The sequence below is a fragment of the Rathayibacter sp. VKM Ac-2801 genome, from assembly GCF_009834245.1.
In the GTDB taxonomy this organism is placed as follows: domain Bacteria; phylum Actinomycetota; class Actinomycetes; order Actinomycetales; family Microbacteriaceae; genus Rathayibacter.
Genome location: NZ_CP047183.1, coordinates 3,247,789 through 3,265,676 on the forward strand (window position 1 = coordinate 3,247,789; position 17,888 = coordinate 3,265,676).

The following is a 17,888-nucleotide window of genomic DNA, read 5'->3' on the forward strand; positions in this document are numbered from 1 at the left end:
CGCTCGGCAGACGCCTCGCCCGTTCGCGGACGCCCTCGGCTCCGCCTCCTCGTGGCCGGAGTCAGCATGGAGCACCCCTTCCCCCTCACGCACCGCGGCACCACCGTCGGCATGCTCTCGACCTTCCCGCCCACGCGGTGCGGGCTCGCGACCTTCACGGACGCGCTCGCCGGCGCCCTGTCCGCCGAGCACGGCGCCGCGATCCGCACCGTCCGGGTGATGGACGAGCTCGCCGTCCCGGGCTCGACGCCCGGCACCAGCGTCGTCGCCGAGCTCGTCGCGGGCAGCGCGGAGAGCATCGCGCAGGCCGCGGCCGCGCTCAACGCCTCGGACGTCGCCGTGATCCAGCACGAGTACGGCATCTACGGCGGCCCCGACGGCGACGAGGTGATCGCCCTGATGGAGCAGCTCGTCGTCCCGGTGGTGGTCGTGCTGCACACCGTCCTCGAGACTCCGAGCCCCTCGCAGCGCCGCGTCCTCGAGCGCGTCGCCGCCCTCGCCGATGCGGTCGTGGTGATGACCGCCGTCGCCGCCGACATCCTCGAGCGCCGCTACGACGTGGACGCCGGCCGGGTCCGAGTCATCGCCCACGGCGTGCCCGTCTGGAGCGCCGCCGCCGACCGCGCCGACGCGGCCGCGGATCCGCACGTCATCACCTGGGGACTGATCGGCCCGGGCAAGGGCATCGAATGGGGCATCCGCGCGATGGCGCACCTGCGCGACGCCGGGATCGACGCCCGCTACACCGTCTACGGGCAGACGCACCCGAAGGTCGTCGCCTCCTCGGGCGAGGCCTACCGCGACTCGCTCACGGCGCTCATCGCCGAGCTCGGGCTCGAGGGCCGCGTCGTCCTCGACGGCCGCTACCTCGACCCCGCCCAGCTCGCCGCCGCCGTCGCCGAGGCCGACGCGGTCCTCCTGCCCTACGACTCCCGCAACCAGGTCACCTCGGGAGTGCTCGTGGAGGCGCTGGCCGCCGGCCGCCGCGTCGTCGCGACCGCGTTCCCCCACGCCCTCGAGCTGCTCGGCGAGCGCCGCGGCCGCACCGTCGCCCACGAGGATCCCGCTGCGATGGCCCGCGCACTGCAGGAGGTGCTCGCCGACTCCGCCCCCGTGCTGGCGCCCGCCGCCCTGTCGTGGCCCGCCGCCGCCGGGCACTACCTCGACCTCGTCGAGCGCCTCCGTCTCGAGCGCGCGGCGTGATCGCCCCGGCGCTCCCCTACTCCCACCTCGACGCCCTCACCGACGACCTCGGACTGCACGAGCACGCCCTGAACGACGTCCCGCGCGCCGAGCACGGGTACTGCGTCGACGACGTCGCACGAGCACTGATCGTGGTGGTGCAGGAGCCGGACCAGTCGTTCCGCACCCGGCGCCTGACCGAGCAGTACCTGCGCTTCCTCGAGGCCGCGGCCGAGCCCGACGGCACGGTGCACAACCGCCTGTCGCCCGAGGGCGAGTGGGCCGACGTCTCCTCGCTCGGCGACTGGTGGGGCCGGAGCGTCTGGGCCGCCGGGGTCGTCGCCGCGCACGCCGAGCTGCCGCTGACCCGCCGCCGCGCGATGCGGCTCTTCCTCCACCTCGCGGAGGAGCGCTCACCGGACCTGCGCGCGATGACGTTCGCGGTGCTCGGCGCGGTCGAGGTCGTCGCCGTCCGCCCGCACTCGCTGGTCGCGGTCCAGCTGCTGCACGACGCCGCGCCGATGCTCCTCTCCTGCACGGATCAGGCCTGGCCCTGGCCGGAGGCGCGCCTGCGCTACGCCAACGGCTGCGTCCCCGAGGCGCTCCTGGCCGCCGGCGAGGCGCTGCAGGATCCGCCGCTGCTCGCGCGCGGGTTCGCCGCCCTCGCCTTCCTCCTGGGGCTCGAGTCGCGCGACGGCCGCCTCTCGGTGACGGGCGTGGCCGGCCGCGGGCCCGACGAGCTCGGGGTGCTCTTCGACCAGCAGCCGATCGAGGTCGCCGCCATCGCCGCCGCGTGCGCCCGGGCGCTGACGCTCGACGAGGACCCGGTCTGGCGCGACGGCCTCGCCTCCTGCTGGGCCTGGTTCCACGGGGTCAACGACTCCGCGACCGTGATGGTCGATCCGCTCTCCGGCGCCGGGTACGACGGCCTGGAGCCGCAGGGCCGCAACGAGAACCGGGGCGCGGAGTCGACGATCGCCGCCCTGCACACCTCGCTCGTGGTGCGGCGGGCCGGCCTGCAGCCGACGCGGCCGAGCGTCCCGGCGGCCCCCGCGGCCGTCGCCGCCCGATGACCGCAGCACCCGGCGATCCGGCGGCCGGGCTGCGGATCGCGATGCTCGCGCCGATCGCGTGGCGCACGCCGCCGCGCCACTACGGGCCGTGGGAGCAGGTCGCGAGCCTCCTGACCGAGGGCCTGGTCCGCCGCGGAGCCGACGTGACGCTCTTCGCGACCGGCGACTCCGTGACGACGGCCGCGCTCGAATCGGTCGCTCCGACGGGCTACGCCGAGTCGGGCCGCGACGGCCGGGTGTGGGAGGCGCTGCACATCGCGGCGGTCCTCGACCGCGCCGGTGAGTTCGACGTGGTGCACAACCACCTCGACTGGCTGCCGCTCGCCCTCGCGGCGCAGTGGCCCGTCCCGCTCGTGACGACGGTGCACGGCTTCTCCGGGCCCGAGATCCTGCCCGCCTACCGCGAGGCGCTGCGGCACCCGCGCACCGCGAACCTGGTGTCGATCTCGGACAGCGACCGCTCCCCCGAGCTCGACTACGCGGCGACGGTGCACCACGGGATCGACGTGGACGAGTTCCCCGCCGGGCCCGGAGGAGAGGATCTCGTGATTCTGGGCCGAATCCACCCCGACAAGGGCACGGCGGAGGCGGTCCGGATCGCCGCCGCGGCCGGGCGCCGCCTCCTCGTCTGCGGCATCGTGCAGGACGAGCGCTACTGGCGCGAGGAGGTCGAGCCGCTCGTCGACGGGACGCGCGTGGTCTACCGCGGCTCGGTCGGGCCGGAGGAGAGGGCCCTCGTGCTCGGCGGGGCGCTCGCGCTCCTGCATCCGATCGGCTTCGACGAGCCGTTCGGCCTCTCGGTGGTCGAGGCGATGGTGTGCGGGACCCCGGTGATCGCGTACCGCCGCGGATCGATGGCGGAGATCATCGACGAGGGGGTCACCGGGTACGCGGTGAGCTCCGCGTCGGAGGCGGTCGCGGCGGTCGAGCGGGTCGGGCTCCTCGATCGGGCGGCCGTGCGGGCGACCGCTCGCCGCCGCTTCGCGGTCGACCGGATGGTCGACGAGTACCTCGCTGTGTACGCGGGAGTGCTCGGGCGATGACGCCTGACATCGCGTCCGGATGCTCGCGTGACTCCGGTCCGCTGCACCGAGTCGCCCGAGAAGGCTCGTTCTCGACGCGGAGAACGAGCCTTCCCGGGCGACTCAGTGATGCTGATAGGAAGAGGGCGTGCCTCGACCTCATCTCTTCGTCACCCGCGGGAGCCTTCGACCGGCCGCAGATGGCGGGCCAGGCTCCGCGCAGAGCCGAGTGCTCGACCGGAATCGAGCCGGAGGGGCAGCGGCTAGGTGCGGTCAGCCCCTCAGGCCCTCCTGCAGCCGGACGAGCAGCCTCTGGTCGGCGGGGGCGGCTGCAACGAGCCCGTCCTTCGTGACCGCCAGCTGCGACTCCACCACTCCATAGGCTTTCACCTGACCCAGGAAGACCTGCTTGTCCTCGATCGACGCGAATCGATAAAGCTGAACCCGCACTCCGTCGAGCTGGCAGGTGCCGTACTCCGCTGCACCCGGCGCGACCGTCGCCGACAGTGCGTAGTCGGAGCACTCGAGATCCATGGCGATCTCCGCAAGTGCAATGCGCTCGACAGGCGCCCCGCTCGGTGTGGACACCTCGGATTCAGATGTCGCATCGGGTTCGACAGCGGTCGGCACCGAGCTCGACGGTGCGGGCTCGGAAGGCACCGACGCCTCCGAGCACCCAGCGAGAAGCGAGAGCGAGACCAGAATGACGGGGAACATCGCGAGGGTGCGCATACTGAAGCGTCCTTCGGGATCTGTTGAGGCGCGAGTCGAACGCGTCCGCACGCTCGTGCTCCAGGGAGGAACGGCTGACCCCACGGCTCAGACGGCGGCGTGAAGTCGAACGTTGTCCTGATAGTCGAAGTGCGTCAGGACGTGGTCGGACACGTCGATGTTCTGCAGCTTGCTGGACGCCGGAACGAAACCGCTCAGGCCCGCCGCCGTCTCACCTGCCTGCGCAGTTCGGTAGACGACTTTAAGGATGTTGTCGTTCCTCGAGTGGTAGTTGTAGACCGCTTCATCGACGGAGGCGGTGAGAGACTCCCACCTGCTCTTCGCACCGATGGCGGCACCGAGGAGGTGGGCCGACTGGATCCGAGGACCTCCGGGCTTCGTGCCGAGTGATTCCGCAGCGACCACCATCGCTCGCGCTCCCAGGCTGTGACCGATGAGCACGTAGGACTGCGCATCCGTGCGTGCCAGCAGGTCGCCGATGATCACGCCGGTCTTGTCCGCCCGGTTCTTCGCGACGTGCCAGGGGTTTCTCGCCAGGTCGGAGATGACCATCGCCGGACCCACGACCGCTCCGAGCAGCTTCGCTCCTGCTTTGTTGCCCACCGCTGCAGCTCCTCTCAGAGCCGCCATGGCGCCACCCTTTCCCACAGCCCCGAAGGCCATATCGGTCAAGTCCCGGAGCTCCTTCGCTCCCCACTTGACCCGGTAGACGGGCGAGTCCGGATACCGTGCATCGACGATCGACTTCCACCCACCCCATTTCTCGCCCTTGACGTCGGTGAGGAAGCCGTTTGCGACGACGACGGGGACTCCGCCCTTGCCTGGACGGAGCAATTCGATGTCGAACGACTTGTCTTCGCTCAGGTAGGCGTTCGCGACGGATGCCCCGAGGACGCCTCCCACCGCCGCTCCGACGGCCGTCACGACCGCCGTGCCGCCGGCCATGCCGAGCCCGCCCGCGGCGAGGGTGCCGCCGCCGAGCAGCGCGAGTCCGTGAGAGCTCGCCGCTGCGCCGGAGAATCCGCCGAAGACGCCGAGCGAGCCGACTGCGCCGCCGATGGCGGGAGCGGCGAGGAGAGCGACCGGCGCCGCCATCGCGAGGACCGCGATGCCGCCCACGATGATCTTCGAGGCCGCGTCGAGGTCGGGCTTCTCGTATTCAAGGAAGGCCTCGTAGTCGTGCAGCTCGCCGAAGCTCCCCTGGGCCTTCTCGAAGCCCGGGATCTCGTGCTTGTGCTCGGCGCAGAACTGAGGGACGCGGAGAGCGCCGCGCTCCCGCACCGCCATGTTGCTGCAACCGACGGCCACGCACGGGAGCGTCGCGGATCCGCAGCCCTGGCAGACGTAGACGGGAAGCTGCCCTGCGGGACGGTTCGACTTCCGGTGCTCGGTGTTGAAGAAGCACGACGAGCACCATCCGTGCTGGACGTCCAGCAGCGAGATGTCGTCCGCGACGTCCGCGATCCACTGGGCCGTCTTCGCGTACGTCTCGGCCACTTTCTGGGCCGTCCGCCGCTCCTGCTCCACCTGCTGGAGAGCGGCCTTCTGCTCGGCCGGATCCGAGTGGGCGAGAGCCTCGGCGTTGGACGTCATCCGGGCGCGATACCAGGTCTTGGCGTAGGCCCACATGTTGCTGCGCAGTGCGGGATTGCTCTCGAGCACACCACCGCTCTCCGTCACCGGCTCGAGATCGGTAAATTCTCCCGCAAGGGAGAGAGTCGCCCCCTGATCCGAGACCACATCCACTCGGAGACGGGTTCCTTCGACGACATAGGCGTGCAGAGAGCCGGGCATGGGTCGATCGTGCCACATCGGTCGGGGTCCGATTCGCCGCAGAAGAACTGTCGTCCCCTTCTCCATCGGTCGCCGTCCCGCTCGATTCTCCGCGCGTCATCGAGTCGATTCTCCGCCGCACCTCGGCCAGAGCAGTCGGACCCGAGCACAGTCGGAAACACCCGTCCTCTTTCCGGCGCGAAGAAGGGAGCCGATGCGGAGGATGTCGGTTCCGTCCGACAGACTCATCGGAACGACGAAGGGGACGAAGTGCAGTTCACGATCAACAGCACCACCTATGAACTCACGCGGGAACAAGTCGAGAGCACCCTCGCCGGAGCCGCGCCGGACGAGGTGAGCACGTACTCCGTCGAGGTGGGCGGCAACCGCTTCCCCGTCAAGCAGGTGATCTCCGAAGTCACTGATCTGCATCGGAGCGAGTTCACCTCCGGCTTGGCGCAAAGGGTTCTGACCGGGCTCGGATTCCTAGTCCTCAGCACTGCTCCCGGAGCCCGTGGCCGCATCTCCGGTTCCACGCGGTCCTTCGACGGCGTCGAGTGGGGCCTCGCCGCGTCCGAGCGCGGATACGAGGAAGCGTCGTCGGGAAAGCTGCACCTCCCTGGATGCGCCCACGGCGTGACATCTCCGATCCGCATCTGGGCTCAGGACGAGGTGTTGAAGGCCTGGGGCGCTGCACCGGATGCCGACCTCAGGACACTGACACGACCGGGATGGTGCTCGGACTGCACAGCCATCAGAGGGACCACCGACCCCGGCGTTCCAGCGGAGCGCTCGGAGACGCCCGAACGGACGGGCCGGGCGGAGCGGACGGCGATCGCGCAGGCCGGCCGCGTCGTCCTCGACGGTGGACTCCGACGTCAGGCCTCCGCGTTCGACGGCCGGACGGTGACCTGGACCGCTGATACGGCGGCGACACTCCGACAGGCGATCGAGGCACCCGGGTCGAGCGGGACTTTCCGAGAGCGGATCGCCGAGCAGCTGACCGATCAGCCGAGAGCGGTCGTCCTGCTCGCCGCTGAACTCTGCTTCCTGCAGCGCCTCCCCCTGATCAACATCCGGACGCAGACGAAGCTCGCTCTTCTGCGGGAGATCCTCGACGTGCTGCCCGACCGCCCCCGGGTCCCTGATGTGATCGTCGACGCCCTCGACACCCGCGGCGTCTTCAACGGCGGTCAGGGATTCAACCAGCAGATCGCACAGCATCTCCTCTGGTTGTGCGATTTCGTTCGCCAGTGGGACGCCCTCGGCTCCGACGATCGCGAAGCCGCGCTCGGTGACCCCTGGCTCTTCCGTGACCGGACGCTCGACGTGCAGGGCGACGCCCCACCGATCCGGAGCTCTCTGCTGGCTCTGTCCTGGCCGAGCTGCTTCGAAGCGATCGTCTCCGTCGCGCAGAAGCACGCGATCCGCAACGCCTTCGCGGCAGCGCTCCCGACTGTGACAGACGACGTCGACCGCGATCTGCTCGCTCTGCGGGACAGCCTCGACCCGAGCGGCGAGCTCGACATCGCCTGGTACTCGCCACCGTGGGACGCGGAATGGTGGCTAACGGCACCGCCGATCAAGCAGCGGGGCTGGGCCGTGCCCTCGGCCGTCTCCGGCTCACCGCTCGTCCTCCCGGGCCTCCACTTCACGCTCCCGCCGGATGTCGATCGAAGCGGCATGCGCGACGAAGCGCTTCGTTCATGGAGAGACTGGCCGACTTCCGCGGCCGGTCCGCGACCACTCATCACCGATCTCCTCACCGAGGTGGACGCGGCTGCGCAGTTCCTCGTGACGATGGCGGCCGGCGACCAGGTCTTCGTCGACGGTTCCGAAAACGTGCATTGGGGCCTGATCGGAGAACTCGATTCCCGAGGACGACGCAGCGTCGACTGGCGGACGCCGGTATCGAGGTCGGAGATACCCCACGCTGTCCTCGACGTCCTGTCCGGGAATGCTCCGATCACCGACGTCGGCTTCCTGATCTCGCCGACGACCGCACCGACGCCCGCACCTCCGCTGTCCGGCCCCCTCCGACTCCCCCGCAGCACGCCCGAACTCGCGGGACGCCTGCATTACGACTCCGTCTGGCTGAACGAGGTGCTGGGCCTCCTGGAAGAGCGTCGCCAAGCGATCTTCTTCGGGCCTCCTGGAACGGGCAAGACTTATCTCGCTCGCGCTCTTGCCGACTTCATCGCGCCGAAAGATGCAGTCCGCATCGTCCAGTTCCACCCCTCCTACTCCTATGAGGACTTCTTCGAGGGGTTCCGGCCGACGGTCGATGAGAAGGGGTCTGCGAGTTTCCGACTCGCACCGGGGCCGGTACGTCTTCTCGCTGCAGCGGCGGCGGCGAACCCGACAGTGCCGCATGTGCTGATCATCGACGAGATCAACCGGGCGAACATCGCGAAGGTGTTCGGCGAGCTCTATCTGCTCCTCGAGTACCGCGACGCCGGAATCTCACTGCAGTACTCGCCGGACGAGGATTTCCGTCTGCCCGAGAATCTCTTCGTCATCGGAACGATGAACACGGCAGACCGCTCGATCTCCCTGGTGGACGCGGCGATCAGGCGGCGATTCTCGTTCGTCGAGCTGCACCCCGCAGAGGAGCCGGTACTCGGCCTGATCGAGCGGTGGTCGAAGGCGCAGCGCCTCGAGATCAGCCGCGGCGCTCTGCTGAGGCAGCTCAACGAGCGGATCGGCGACCTCGATCGCGACTTCCAGATCGGCCCGTCGTACCTCATGGGCGCTTCTGCCCGCACGGATGCCGGATTGGCGAGGATCTGGGAGTACGACATCCTTCCACTGCTCGACGAGCACTACTACGGCCGCTTGTCTCGCGCGGAGGTCCGGGCGACGTTCGGTCTCAGCGCTCTCGAGCCCGGTGCTGTCGCGGATCCGGACGACGCGGCCGACGACGCTCCGGCCGGATGACCCGCGTCGAGTTCGACGAGAACGGCGGCTGGACGGCGGTCCCGTTCGACTCAGAGGTCATCGGTCGCGTCTGCAGCACAGGGCTGCTCGAATCCCGTGTGACAGCGTCGGGCGCCGAGGTGAAGCCGCAGCTCAACAGGATCGGGGCGATCCGGATCGATGGCGACGAGGTCGTCGTCCATCCGAAGGCCGCCTTCTCCTCGGTGCTCTTCATGCTGGGGTACGCGGCGGACCCGGGCTTCCGACCGGAAGAGGTCTCCGGCAACGGCAGGGAGATCTTCCCCGCGGTCGCCGAGACGTACGTGCGCATCGCGGAACGTGCACTCGGGCACGGCCTTCTGCAGGGTTACCGACGGTACGACGAGAGCGCCATGACGGTGCGCGGGCGGGTCCGGTTCTCCGATCAGATGTCGCGCCGCGGCGGACGACTCCTCCCGATCGAGCTGACGGTCGATGACTACTCGGCCGACATCGTCGAGAATCGGATCCTGCGTGCGGCCGGTCGGCTGCTGCTCACCGTGCCCCGAGTGTCGCCGGACGTCCGGCGGCGCCTGGCGCACCTCGACTCGAGACTGTCGGAGGCGGCCCTCCTGCAGCCAGGGACGATGACGCCGTCGTGGCAAGCGTCGCGGCTGAACCAGCGCTATCAGCCCGCCCTGCGCTTCGCCGAACTCGTCCTCGCCCGGACCACGCCCACCACGACGAGCGGCGGCCACGCCGTCGCCTCCTTCGTCGTCAATATGGCGGAGGCTTTCGAGGCGTTCGTGACCACGACGCTGAGCAGCGCTCTCTCAGAGGTCTCGCGGGGCGTCAGTTACGGTCAGTTCCCCGCTCATCTCGATCTCGAACGTCGACAGCCGATCCGACCCGATTTCGTCCACGTCGCCGGCGGCCGACCAGTGGTCGTCATCGATGCCAAGTACAAACTCGGGCCACCGAGGGTCGAGGACCTCTACCAGATGCTGGCCTACTGCACAGTGCTCGGTCTCTCCGAGGGGATGCTCGTCTACGTCTCGAGCGCCGGAGACACGAGCGACCGGACGACGACGGTGAAAGGCTCTGGTGTCGTGGTTCGGACGGCACGGATCGACGTGACGAGGCCGCCGGCCGAGATGCTCGCTCAACTGGCCGGCATCGGTCGAGCGGCTGTCAGGCGGGCAGAAATCGGTACTCCTTCCGCGCTCTGACCGACGGCCCCGTCGTAGGGCAGGCCGCTCCATCGAACGAGTCAGCGCAGCCGACCCGCCGTCCCCACCCACCCCGCACCCCACTCCCCCAGCAGCTCCCGCTCCCGCTCCTCCCCCAGCCCCGCCCCGCGCCCCGGCACGTGCGCGGCCGCCGCGTCCTGCAGCGTCTCCGCGAGCTCGCGGCGCTCGAAGCCCGCCGCCTCGGCCCGCGCCGTCGAGCGCGCGTTCATCCCCCTCCAGGCGGGATCCGCGATCCACAGCGGCAGCGAGCCCGGACCCGCCCACTGGCCGACACCGCGCTCGAGCAGCCACTCCTCCGGCACCGCGACCGCCTCGGCGGACGATCCGCCGCGCGCCACGGCCAGGTGCTCGGCGAACGGCACGGGGGTCCCGCAGACGTTCATCACGCCCTCCACACGCGCCTCGGCGGACGCCACCAGCCAGGCGGCGAGGTCCCGCACGTCGACCACCGATGTCAGCAGGTCGGGCGCGTCCGGCACCAGCACGGGCCCGGACCGCGCGGGGAAGCGCCAGGGCCAGTAGGAGGAGCGGCTCGTCGGGTCGCCGGGGCCGCCGATCAGGCCGGCGCGGGCGATCAGGGCCGGCGCGGATCCGGTCAGCACGGCCTGCTCGCAGGCGGCTTTCGCGGCGCCGTAGGAGGCGGGGTCGTCGGAGGGGGCGAGCAGCTCGGCGTCCTCGTCCGCACCGATGATCGCGTTCTCGGCGTAGACGCTCGTGGTCGAGACGAGCACGTAGGCGCCGCAGCGCAGGTCGCGGACGGACCGGCGGACGTGCTGCGGGGTCGAGGAGACGTCGATCAGCGCGTCCCACGGCGCGGCGGACACGGCGTCGAGGGCGTCCTCGCGGTCGCGGTCGGCCCGGACGAGGGACGCCCCCACCGGCACGCCCGCCCCCCGCGCGAGGCAGGTGACCTCATGGCCGCGCCTCAGCGCCTCCGCCGCGAGGTGCCCGCCGAGCCAGCCTGTGCCTCCGAGGATCAGCGTTCTCATGCCCGCATGCTCGCACGGGCCGCCTCCGCCGAGGCCTGCTGAGGTGCCCGAGGTGGTCCCGAAAACGCTGGAGAAGCTGCATTCTCGGGCACCTCACTGCGGTGGGCGCTGGGCGGGAGGCATCTCGACGCGTCGACGACGAACCCGCCCAGGACCCCCGCACACCCGACCACCCGAGCCCGCCCGCGTCCTCTGTCCGGAATCGCGCGGGCGGCTCGGGCGCTCGAGCGGCTCACACGACGACGAAGGCGTCCAGGATCAGCGAGTTGCCCGTGGAGGCGGCGTTGCGCTTGCTGCCGCGGCGGATGGTGATGGTGTGCTCGCCGGCGCTGAGGGTGCTGCTGGTGAACACGGTGCGGGCCGAGCGGTTGGTGGCGCTGTAGCGATCGACGGAGGCCACGAGCACGCCGTCGATCAGGACCTCGTTGATGCCGGAGGTCGGGGTGACCCGGCTCACCCAGCTGACCTTCGTGCCCTGGAAGCGGAGGGTCGCCGAGGCCGTGGAGGTGCTCGAGTACGAGATGCTGCCGCCGCTGTCGGCGGTGCTCGAGAGCGTCGCCCAGGTGCCGACCGTCGCGATGACAGCGGCTCCGTTCTGGTACGTCCCCGCCGCGGGAAGCGTCGAGGTCGGGGTGGGCGTGGACGTGGCCGTCGGCGTCTCCGTGGCCGTCGGCGTCTCCGTGGGCGTCGGGGTATCCGTGGGCGTCGAAGTATCGGTCGGCGTCGGCGTGCTGGTCGGCGACGCCGTCGCGGTGGGCGTGGGGGTCGACGTCGAGACGGTCCCCGCGGTCACCACGAAGGCGTCGAGGATCAGCGTGGACCCGGTGGACGCCGGGTTGCGCGTCGTCCCCCGGCGGATCGTGACCGTGTGGGTGCCTGCGGCGATCGGCCCGCTCGTCCAGACCGTCTGACCCGAGCGGGTCGTGGGGCTGTAGCGGTCGACGGTGGCGACGACGACGCCGTCGAGCAGCACCTCGTTGATGCCGGAGGTCGCCGTCATCCGGCTCACCCAGCTGACGCCCGTCCCCGAGAAGCGGAAGCTCGCGGATGCTCCGGCCGAGCTGGAGTAGCTGATGCTCCCGCCGCTGTCGGTGGCGGAGGAGATCGTGCTCCAGGTGCCCGCGGTCGTGATGAGCAGCGAGTAGTTCTGGTACGTGCCCTCGCCGGGGATCGACGAGGCGGGCTCGTCGGGCAGCGCGACGACCGGCTGCTCCGAGAGCCAGCGGTCGAACGTGTCGAGCATGTCCTTGTTCGTGGAGCTCGGCACGTTGTGGCCGTTCGGAGCGCCGTCGGTCGGCGTGTAGAGGACCACCGCCTCCTTCGCGACGGGCTTCGCGAGCGCGACCCAGGCCCCCCCGTGCACGGCGATCGGGACGAGGACGTCCTCCGTCGAGCCGGTCGTGCGGATCCGTGCACCCGCCCACGAGGCCTGCGGCAGCAGCGCGGGGTCGGTCGCCGGGATCGTCGAGGGGTCGTTGTCGTAGTCCGGCAGGACCCGCTCCGGGTCGCGGCGGGCCATGTCGGCCATGTCGTAGACGCCGGCCGCGTGGTACGCGCCGCGGATCTCGGGGACCAGCTTGTTGCCGTACGCCCAGCAGAGCAGCGCGCCGCCGCCGGAGTTCGAGCGGAGGAAGCTCGCGCCGATCCGCCACGTCTTCTGGAACCAGGCGACCGCGTCCACCTGCAGGGCGACGGCCCGCTTGTTCGTGTAGATGCTGCCGCCGTAGTTGGGGCAGATCGAGATGACGCCCTTGTCGACAGCCTGGTCGGCGCTGTACTGGTAGGCGCCGGACAAGGCCGCGTAGGTGCTCCCGTTGGCGTGGTAGTACCAGTAGACGACCTGGCCGACCCGCTGTGAGGGGACCGCGGTGTGCGGGACGAAGAGCCGGGTGCGGTCGGTGCCGATCATCACGTCGATGATCTGGTACGGCTTCTTCCCCACGCGCGAGATCGCCGTGACGCCGCGCCCGAGCTCGCCCGGCAGCGGCGGGATCGCGCTGTAGTCGGCGGCCGAGGCGGTGACGGCGTAGGTGAGGGCGGACCCGACGCCGAGAGCGGCTCCGGTGAGGACGAGACGGCGGCTGTGGCGCGCAGAAGAGGACATGGGATCCCGACGTAGTGGGGGCTGCTCGGTCGGCGGAGCCTGACCGGAAGGAGTGCGGGGGTGCTGCGGTCCGGATCGGACCACCGTGGAGGGGGCGCGGTGCGGTCCTTCGGGGGACCGTGCGGACGGGCGCGAGTGCATTCTCCCGCGTCCGCCGAGCGACCACCAGACCCGGTTCGGTGACATCCGCGGCTGCGCTCGCATCGTGCGTCGAGCGGCGGACGGATGCGGGGAAGTTCCTGGTGAGAGCGCTATCTCGCGCCACTGCTCTGGAGATGCCCGCCACGGGAGCGGATCCGCATCGTCCAGATGGCGGAACATCGGTGCGGCACGGGGCCGCGGCGGATCCCGCCCTCTCCACGCCCGGATCGATTGCTATGCGCACGTCAACATGCCGGCCGGTGCGGCCTGAGTCGGGCCCGGCTCCTGAGCGCTGGCTGAGCACTGGTTCAGCACTGGCTCTCCCCCATCTGAGTGCCCACCGGATCGGGGGCCCGTCGTCCGCCGCCCGCGTCCCGTCTCAGGGGGACAGGGCGCCTCTCGCCGCGGACCTATCGTGATCCCGCTCCACCCGGAAGGCCCGGCGAGGCGCTCCGGGGGGAGGTCGATCCGTGTCGAACGCGCATGCTCGACCGAGCCACGACCGCTCGATCGCCCTCGGCCTCGTGCTCCTCCTGCTCGCCGCCGTCCTCGTGGTCCTGCCGGCGACGAAGGCCGCAGCGGCGACAATGCTCCTCCAGGAGGGGTTCGGCGGCACCAGCGTCGCGGATCCGGCGTGGCAGGCGCTCGACGGCGCGTGCATCACCCGAGCCACCGCGGCCCCGCCGACGGGATCGTCCAACCTCGGCGTCTGCGCCAACCGGATCCAGGCGCCGGTCTCCGGGACGACTCCGGGCTTCCTCCAGCTCACCGACAACCGGACCGGGCTCAAGGGGGGCGCGGTCTTCAACCGGCCCGTCCCCTCCGTCGCCGGCCTCGACGTGCAGTTCGACCAGTATCAGTACCAGTCCCTCGCCTCCCTGCAGGGTGCCGACGGGATCGCCTTCTTCCTGACGGACGGCTCGCGGAACCTCACGGCGGCCGGGGCACCCGGGGGATCGTTGGGCTACGGGCAGTCGACCACCACCGACGGAGTCAACGGCGGCTACCTCGGTATCGGGCTCGACGTCTACGGCAACTTCTCCAGCACGGACGGAGGCCTCGGCGGTACAGGCTGCGGCGCCTCTCCCGCACCGCCCGGACGATTCGGGGGCCGGATCGTCGCCCGCGGTCCGGGCCAGGACAGAACCGGCTACTGCTACATCCAGGGGAGCAACGTTCCGAACGGTCTCGCCGGACTCCGTCCCATCCTCAACGTCTCCACCACGGGCGCGCCGGACGCGACGGTCGGCCGCACCATCCGCGTGACCGTGTCGCCGGCATCGCCGCCCGTCGTGACCGTCTACTACGGCGCCCGAGCGGGCATGTCTGCGGCCGAGCTGTCCCAGGCGATGCAGTTCACGATGCCGGCAGCGGCCCCGTCCACGTACAAGCTGGGCTTCACCGCCTCGACCGGCGGATCGAGCGACACCCACCTGATCCGCAACGTCTCCGTCTCCTCCATCAACGACCTCGACGACATCACCCTCGTCAAGCAGATCGACCGCACCACCACGCAGCCCGCGGCCTACTCCGAAGGGGCCGTCATCCCGTACCAGTTCGTGGTGACCAACGGCTCGATCAAGGCCACGCTCAGCAGCATCGCCGTCTCCGACCCGAAGATCGCGACCGTCTCCTGCGCGTCCACCACGCTCGCCCCGCTCGCCTCCACCACCTGCACGGGCTCCCATACGGTCACCGCCGCCGAAGCGGTCGCCGGGTCCCTCGTCAACACGGCGACGGCGACGGCGACGAAGACAGAGACGATCTCGAACGTCGTGACGACGACCACCGTCACCAGCAAGACGGCCACCGTCACCGCCCCCATCGCCACCCCCGCCCCGGCCGTCACCCTCACCAAGACCGCGCTGCTCACCGACACCAACGGCAACGCACAGGCCGACGCGGGCGAGCAGATCCGCTACTCCTTCCTCGCCCGCAACTCCGGCAACGTCACCCTGCAGAACGTGGCGGTCGCCGACCCGAAGGTCTCCGGCATCACGCCCGCCTCGACGCAGCTGGCCCCCGGAGCGAGCGCCACCTTCACCTCGGCGGCGTACACGGTGCTGCAGACCGACATCGACAAGAACACGGCCGTCACCAACACGGCCACCGTCTCCGGCCGCACCCTGGCCGCCACTCCCGCGACGGTCACCGCGACGTCCACGGCCACCACGCCGATCCGCTACGCGCCCTCGATCTCGCTGACGAAGAACGGCACGATCCCGACCGGGGCCGGGGCCGGCTCGACCGTCTCCTACAGCTTCACCGCCACCAACACCGGCAACACCGGGCTGAACTCCGTCGCCGTCAGCGACCCGAAGAGCGGGCTCTCCGCTCTCAGCTACGCCTGGCCGGGAACCGCCGGTCGCCTCGAGATCGGCCAGTCGGTCACCGCGACCGCCTCGTACACGCTCACGCAGGCCGACGTCGACGCGGGCCAGGTCCTCAACACGGCCACCGCGACCGGCACCCCTCCGACCGGCTCCGCCGTCAGCGCCACCGCCTCGCGGACGGTGACGATCGCCCGGACGAACGACCTCGCGCTCACCAAGACCGCGAACCCCGCCTTCATCAGCGCCGCCGGCACCGTGGTGACCTACACCTTCCGCGCGACCAACACCGGCACCACCACCCTCACCGCGGTCGCGATCAGCGACCCCAAGAGCGGGCTCTCCGCTCTCACCTACTCCTGGCCGGGCACTTCCGGACGACTGCTGCCCGGCCAGGTCGTCACCGCGACCGCCGCCTACACGACCACCGCCGCCGACGTCACCGCCGGAACGATCGCCAACACCGCCACGGCGACGGCGACCGGCCCGACCGGCGGGGCCTTCACCCGCACGGCCTCGGTGAGCATCTCGGTGATCCCCGATCCGGCCGCCGACGCCGCGACGGTCGTGCAGGGCGGCTCGGTCGTGATCGACGTGCTCGCGAACGACGGGCCCGCCGCGACCGGCGCGACCTTCTCGCGCGCTCAGCTCTCGGCGACGCCGAAGGCGATCGGAGGCGCGGCGGCACCCGCCCCCGCCACTCCGGTGCAGGGATCCGTGTCCTGCGTCGCGAGCGGAGCGACCCGCGGCCAGTGCACGTACCGCCCGATCGCCGCCTTCGTCGGCACCGACGTCTTCGACTACTCCCTCTCGGGCCAGTACGGCACCTGGAACGTGCGGGTGACGGTCACCGTCACGGCGCTCAACCGCGCGCCGGTCGCCCGGCCCGACCGCGTGGTCGCGACCACCGGCGGCCCCGCCGTCACCGTCGCTCCGCTCGCGAACGACACCGACGAGGACGCAGGCACGACCCTCGCCCTGGCCGGGACGAGCGTCCCGGCCGGGCTGCGCGGCAGCTTCTCCTGCTCAGGATCGACGTGCACCTACACGCCCGCGGCCGACGGCTGGACCGGCAGCGCGACGATCGCGTACACGGTCTCGGACGGAGCGCTCACAGCAGGCAGCACGATCACGGTCTGGGTCGATCCCGCTCCGCTCGTCCGGCGCGGCTTCTCCGGCACCGGCACCACGAGCGGAGCGGTCGGGATCGGCGCCTGGACCGGCTCCTCCGTGGTCGCCACGCCCGTCGCGAGCTGCACGGCCGGTCGGCCGAGCACCCTCGTGAGCTGGTCGGCCGCCGCCGGAGCGACCGGCTGGACCCTGGAGCGCCGTCTCGCGGGGACGACGCCCGGCCCCTGGACCGTGATCGCGGCACCCGCCGCCTCCGCGACGAGCTTCACCGACGACCGGGTCGGCGAGGGCCGCAGCTACCAGTGGCGGGTCCGCCCGGACCTGCAGCGCTGGCTCGGAGTCACATCCGCCGCCTCGACCGCCGTCGCCCAGCCGGCCGTCACCACCGCCGGAGGCTGCTGATGCCTCCCCTTCGACACCCCTCTCGTCCTGAACGTGTCCTCGTGAGGGAGACCACGCCCGCACCGGGCACCACCCACCAGAAAGGAACGGTCGCCATGACCACCACAGCACCCACCCGTCGCAGCCCCTGGAAGAAGATCGCCCTCACCGGCGGCGTCCTCCTCGCCGCGGGAGCCCTCGCCGGCGCCGGCGCCTTCGCCGTGTTCACCGACTCCGGAACCGCCGTCGGCAACGTCGACGCCGGCCAGACCGACATCGCGGTGACCGGAGCGTTCACGGTCGCGAACATCGCGCCCGGCGACACGGTCCAGCGCCCGATCAGCCTCGTGCTGCCGAACGCGACCAACGACGGCGACCTCGTCTCGTCGGTCCGCTTCTACCAGGAGGTCACCAACGACGTCGTCGGCTCGGACGCCACCGACCCGGGCCGCGTCGGCGCGTCCCTCGTCACCGGCGCGAACGGCCTCGACTACCGCCTGCTGACCTGCTCCACCGCCTGGGTCCCCGCCGCCGCTCCCGCGGAGGCCGGCCCCTACACCTGCGCGGGCACGCAGACCGTCACCGGCACCGGCAAGCTCTCGACCATCGGCGGAGTCGCCAACGCGGCGAACTTCACCCCGGCGAACTTCGGCATCACCCCCACGGCGACCGGGACCTTCCCCTCGGACGCCGGTGACGTGACGCTGAACACGCTGATCGAGCTCGTCCTGCCGACCGCGGCCGACAACGCGTACGAGAACGCCTCCGCCACGGTCACCTTCACCGCCGCCGCGATCCAGCGCGCCGGCATCCAGAAGTAGTCCGTCCCCCACCGCCTCCGCCCTGCCCGGCCGCCGCCGGCGCGGGGCGGAGGCATCCCCCTTC

General features: G+C 71.1%; 11 protein-coding genes. 7 read left to right on the plus strand and 4 right to left on the minus strand.

Features of this window, described 5'->3' with window-relative positions; genetic code table 11:
• Positions 1-66: 66 nt before the first annotated feature.
• The 3 genes from GSU45_RS15145 to GSU45_RS15155 are packed head-to-tail and all read left to right on the plus strand — an operon-like array spanning position 67 to position 3,298.
• The gene (locus GSU45_RS15145) at positions 67-1,203 is read left to right on the plus strand and encodes a glycosyltransferase (RefSeq protein WP_159916155.1); all 1,137 of its coding nucleotides are present in this window, start codon (positions 67-69) and stop codon (positions 1,201-1,203) included.
• The gene (locus GSU45_RS15150; protein WP_208543452.1) at positions 1,200-2,255 is read left to right on the plus strand and encodes a glycosyltransferase; all 1,056 of its coding nucleotides are present in this window, start codon (positions 1,200-1,202) and stop codon (positions 2,253-2,255) included. The genes GSU45_RS15145 and GSU45_RS15150 overlap by 4 nt, the downstream gene beginning before the upstream one ends.
• Entirely contained in the window at positions 2,252-3,298 is a 1,047-nt protein-coding gene (locus tag GSU45_RS15155) for a glycosyltransferase family 4 protein (RefSeq protein ID WP_244248138.1), read from the plus strand. Before GSU45_RS15150 ends, GSU45_RS15155 begins: the two co-directional genes overlap by 4 nt.
• 252 nt (positions 3,299-3,550) lie before the next feature.
• Here GSU45_RS15155 and GSU45_RS15160 read toward each other — a convergent pair whose 3' ends face one another.
• A complete protein-coding gene (locus tag GSU45_RS15160) occupies positions 3,551-4,009 on the minus strand; it encodes a hypothetical protein (RefSeq protein ID WP_159916157.1) in 459 nt (152 codons plus the stop codon).
• Positions 4,010-4,096: 87 nt separating this feature from the next.
• Entirely contained in the window at positions 4,097-5,803 is a 1,707-nt protein-coding gene (locus tag GSU45_RS15165) for a DUF726 domain-containing protein (protein WP_244248139.1), read from the minus strand.
• 249 nt (positions 5,804-6,052) lie between these two features.
• Here GSU45_RS15165 and GSU45_RS15170 point away from each other — a divergent pair, with 249 nt between their 5' ends.
• Positions 6,053-8,719 carry an AAA family ATPase gene (locus GSU45_RS15170; protein ID WP_159916161.1) on the plus strand — a complete coding sequence of 889 codons (2,667 nt, stop codon included), beginning with the start codon at positions 6,053-6,055 and terminating at the stop codon, positions 8,717-8,719.
• Positions 8,716-9,906, plus strand: coding sequence for a restriction endonuclease (locus GSU45_RS15175; protein WP_159916163.1), 1,191 nt, complete (start codon positions 8,716-8,718; stop codon positions 9,904-9,906). The genes GSU45_RS15170 and GSU45_RS15175 overlap by 4 nt, the downstream gene beginning before the upstream one ends.
• A 41-nt stretch (positions 9,907-9,947) precedes the next feature.
• Here the strand turns inward: GSU45_RS15175 and GSU45_RS15180 are convergent, their stop codons facing one another.
• Both GSU45_RS15180 and GSU45_RS15185 read right to left on the minus strand, forming a co-directional pair.
• On the minus strand, positions 9,948-10,916 hold the full coding sequence (locus tag GSU45_RS15180; protein ID WP_159916165.1) for an NAD-dependent epimerase/dehydratase family protein: 969 nt from the start codon (positions 10,914-10,916) through the stop codon (positions 9,948-9,950).
• A 232-nt stretch (positions 10,917-11,148) separates the two neighbouring features.
• Positions 11,149-13,020, minus strand: a complete 1,872-nt coding sequence (locus GSU45_RS15185; RefSeq protein ID WP_159916167.1) for a hypothetical protein — start codon at positions 13,018-13,020, stop codon at positions 11,149-11,151.
• 611 nt (positions 13,021-13,631) lie between these two features.
• Between GSU45_RS15185 and GSU45_RS17420 the strand changes: the two genes are divergently transcribed.
• Both GSU45_RS17420 and GSU45_RS15195 read left to right on the plus strand, forming a co-directional pair.
• Entirely contained in the window at positions 13,632-17,024 is a 3,393-nt protein-coding gene (locus GSU45_RS17420) for an Ig-like domain-containing protein (protein WP_159916169.1), read from the plus strand.
• A gap of 95 nt (positions 17,025-17,119) precedes the next feature.
• Positions 17,120-17,824 carry a TasA family protein gene (locus GSU45_RS15195; protein ID WP_159916171.1) on the plus strand — a complete coding sequence of 235 codons (705 nt, stop codon included), beginning with the start codon at positions 17,120-17,122 and terminating at the stop codon, positions 17,822-17,824.
• Positions 17,825-17,888 lie beyond the last annotated feature (64 nt).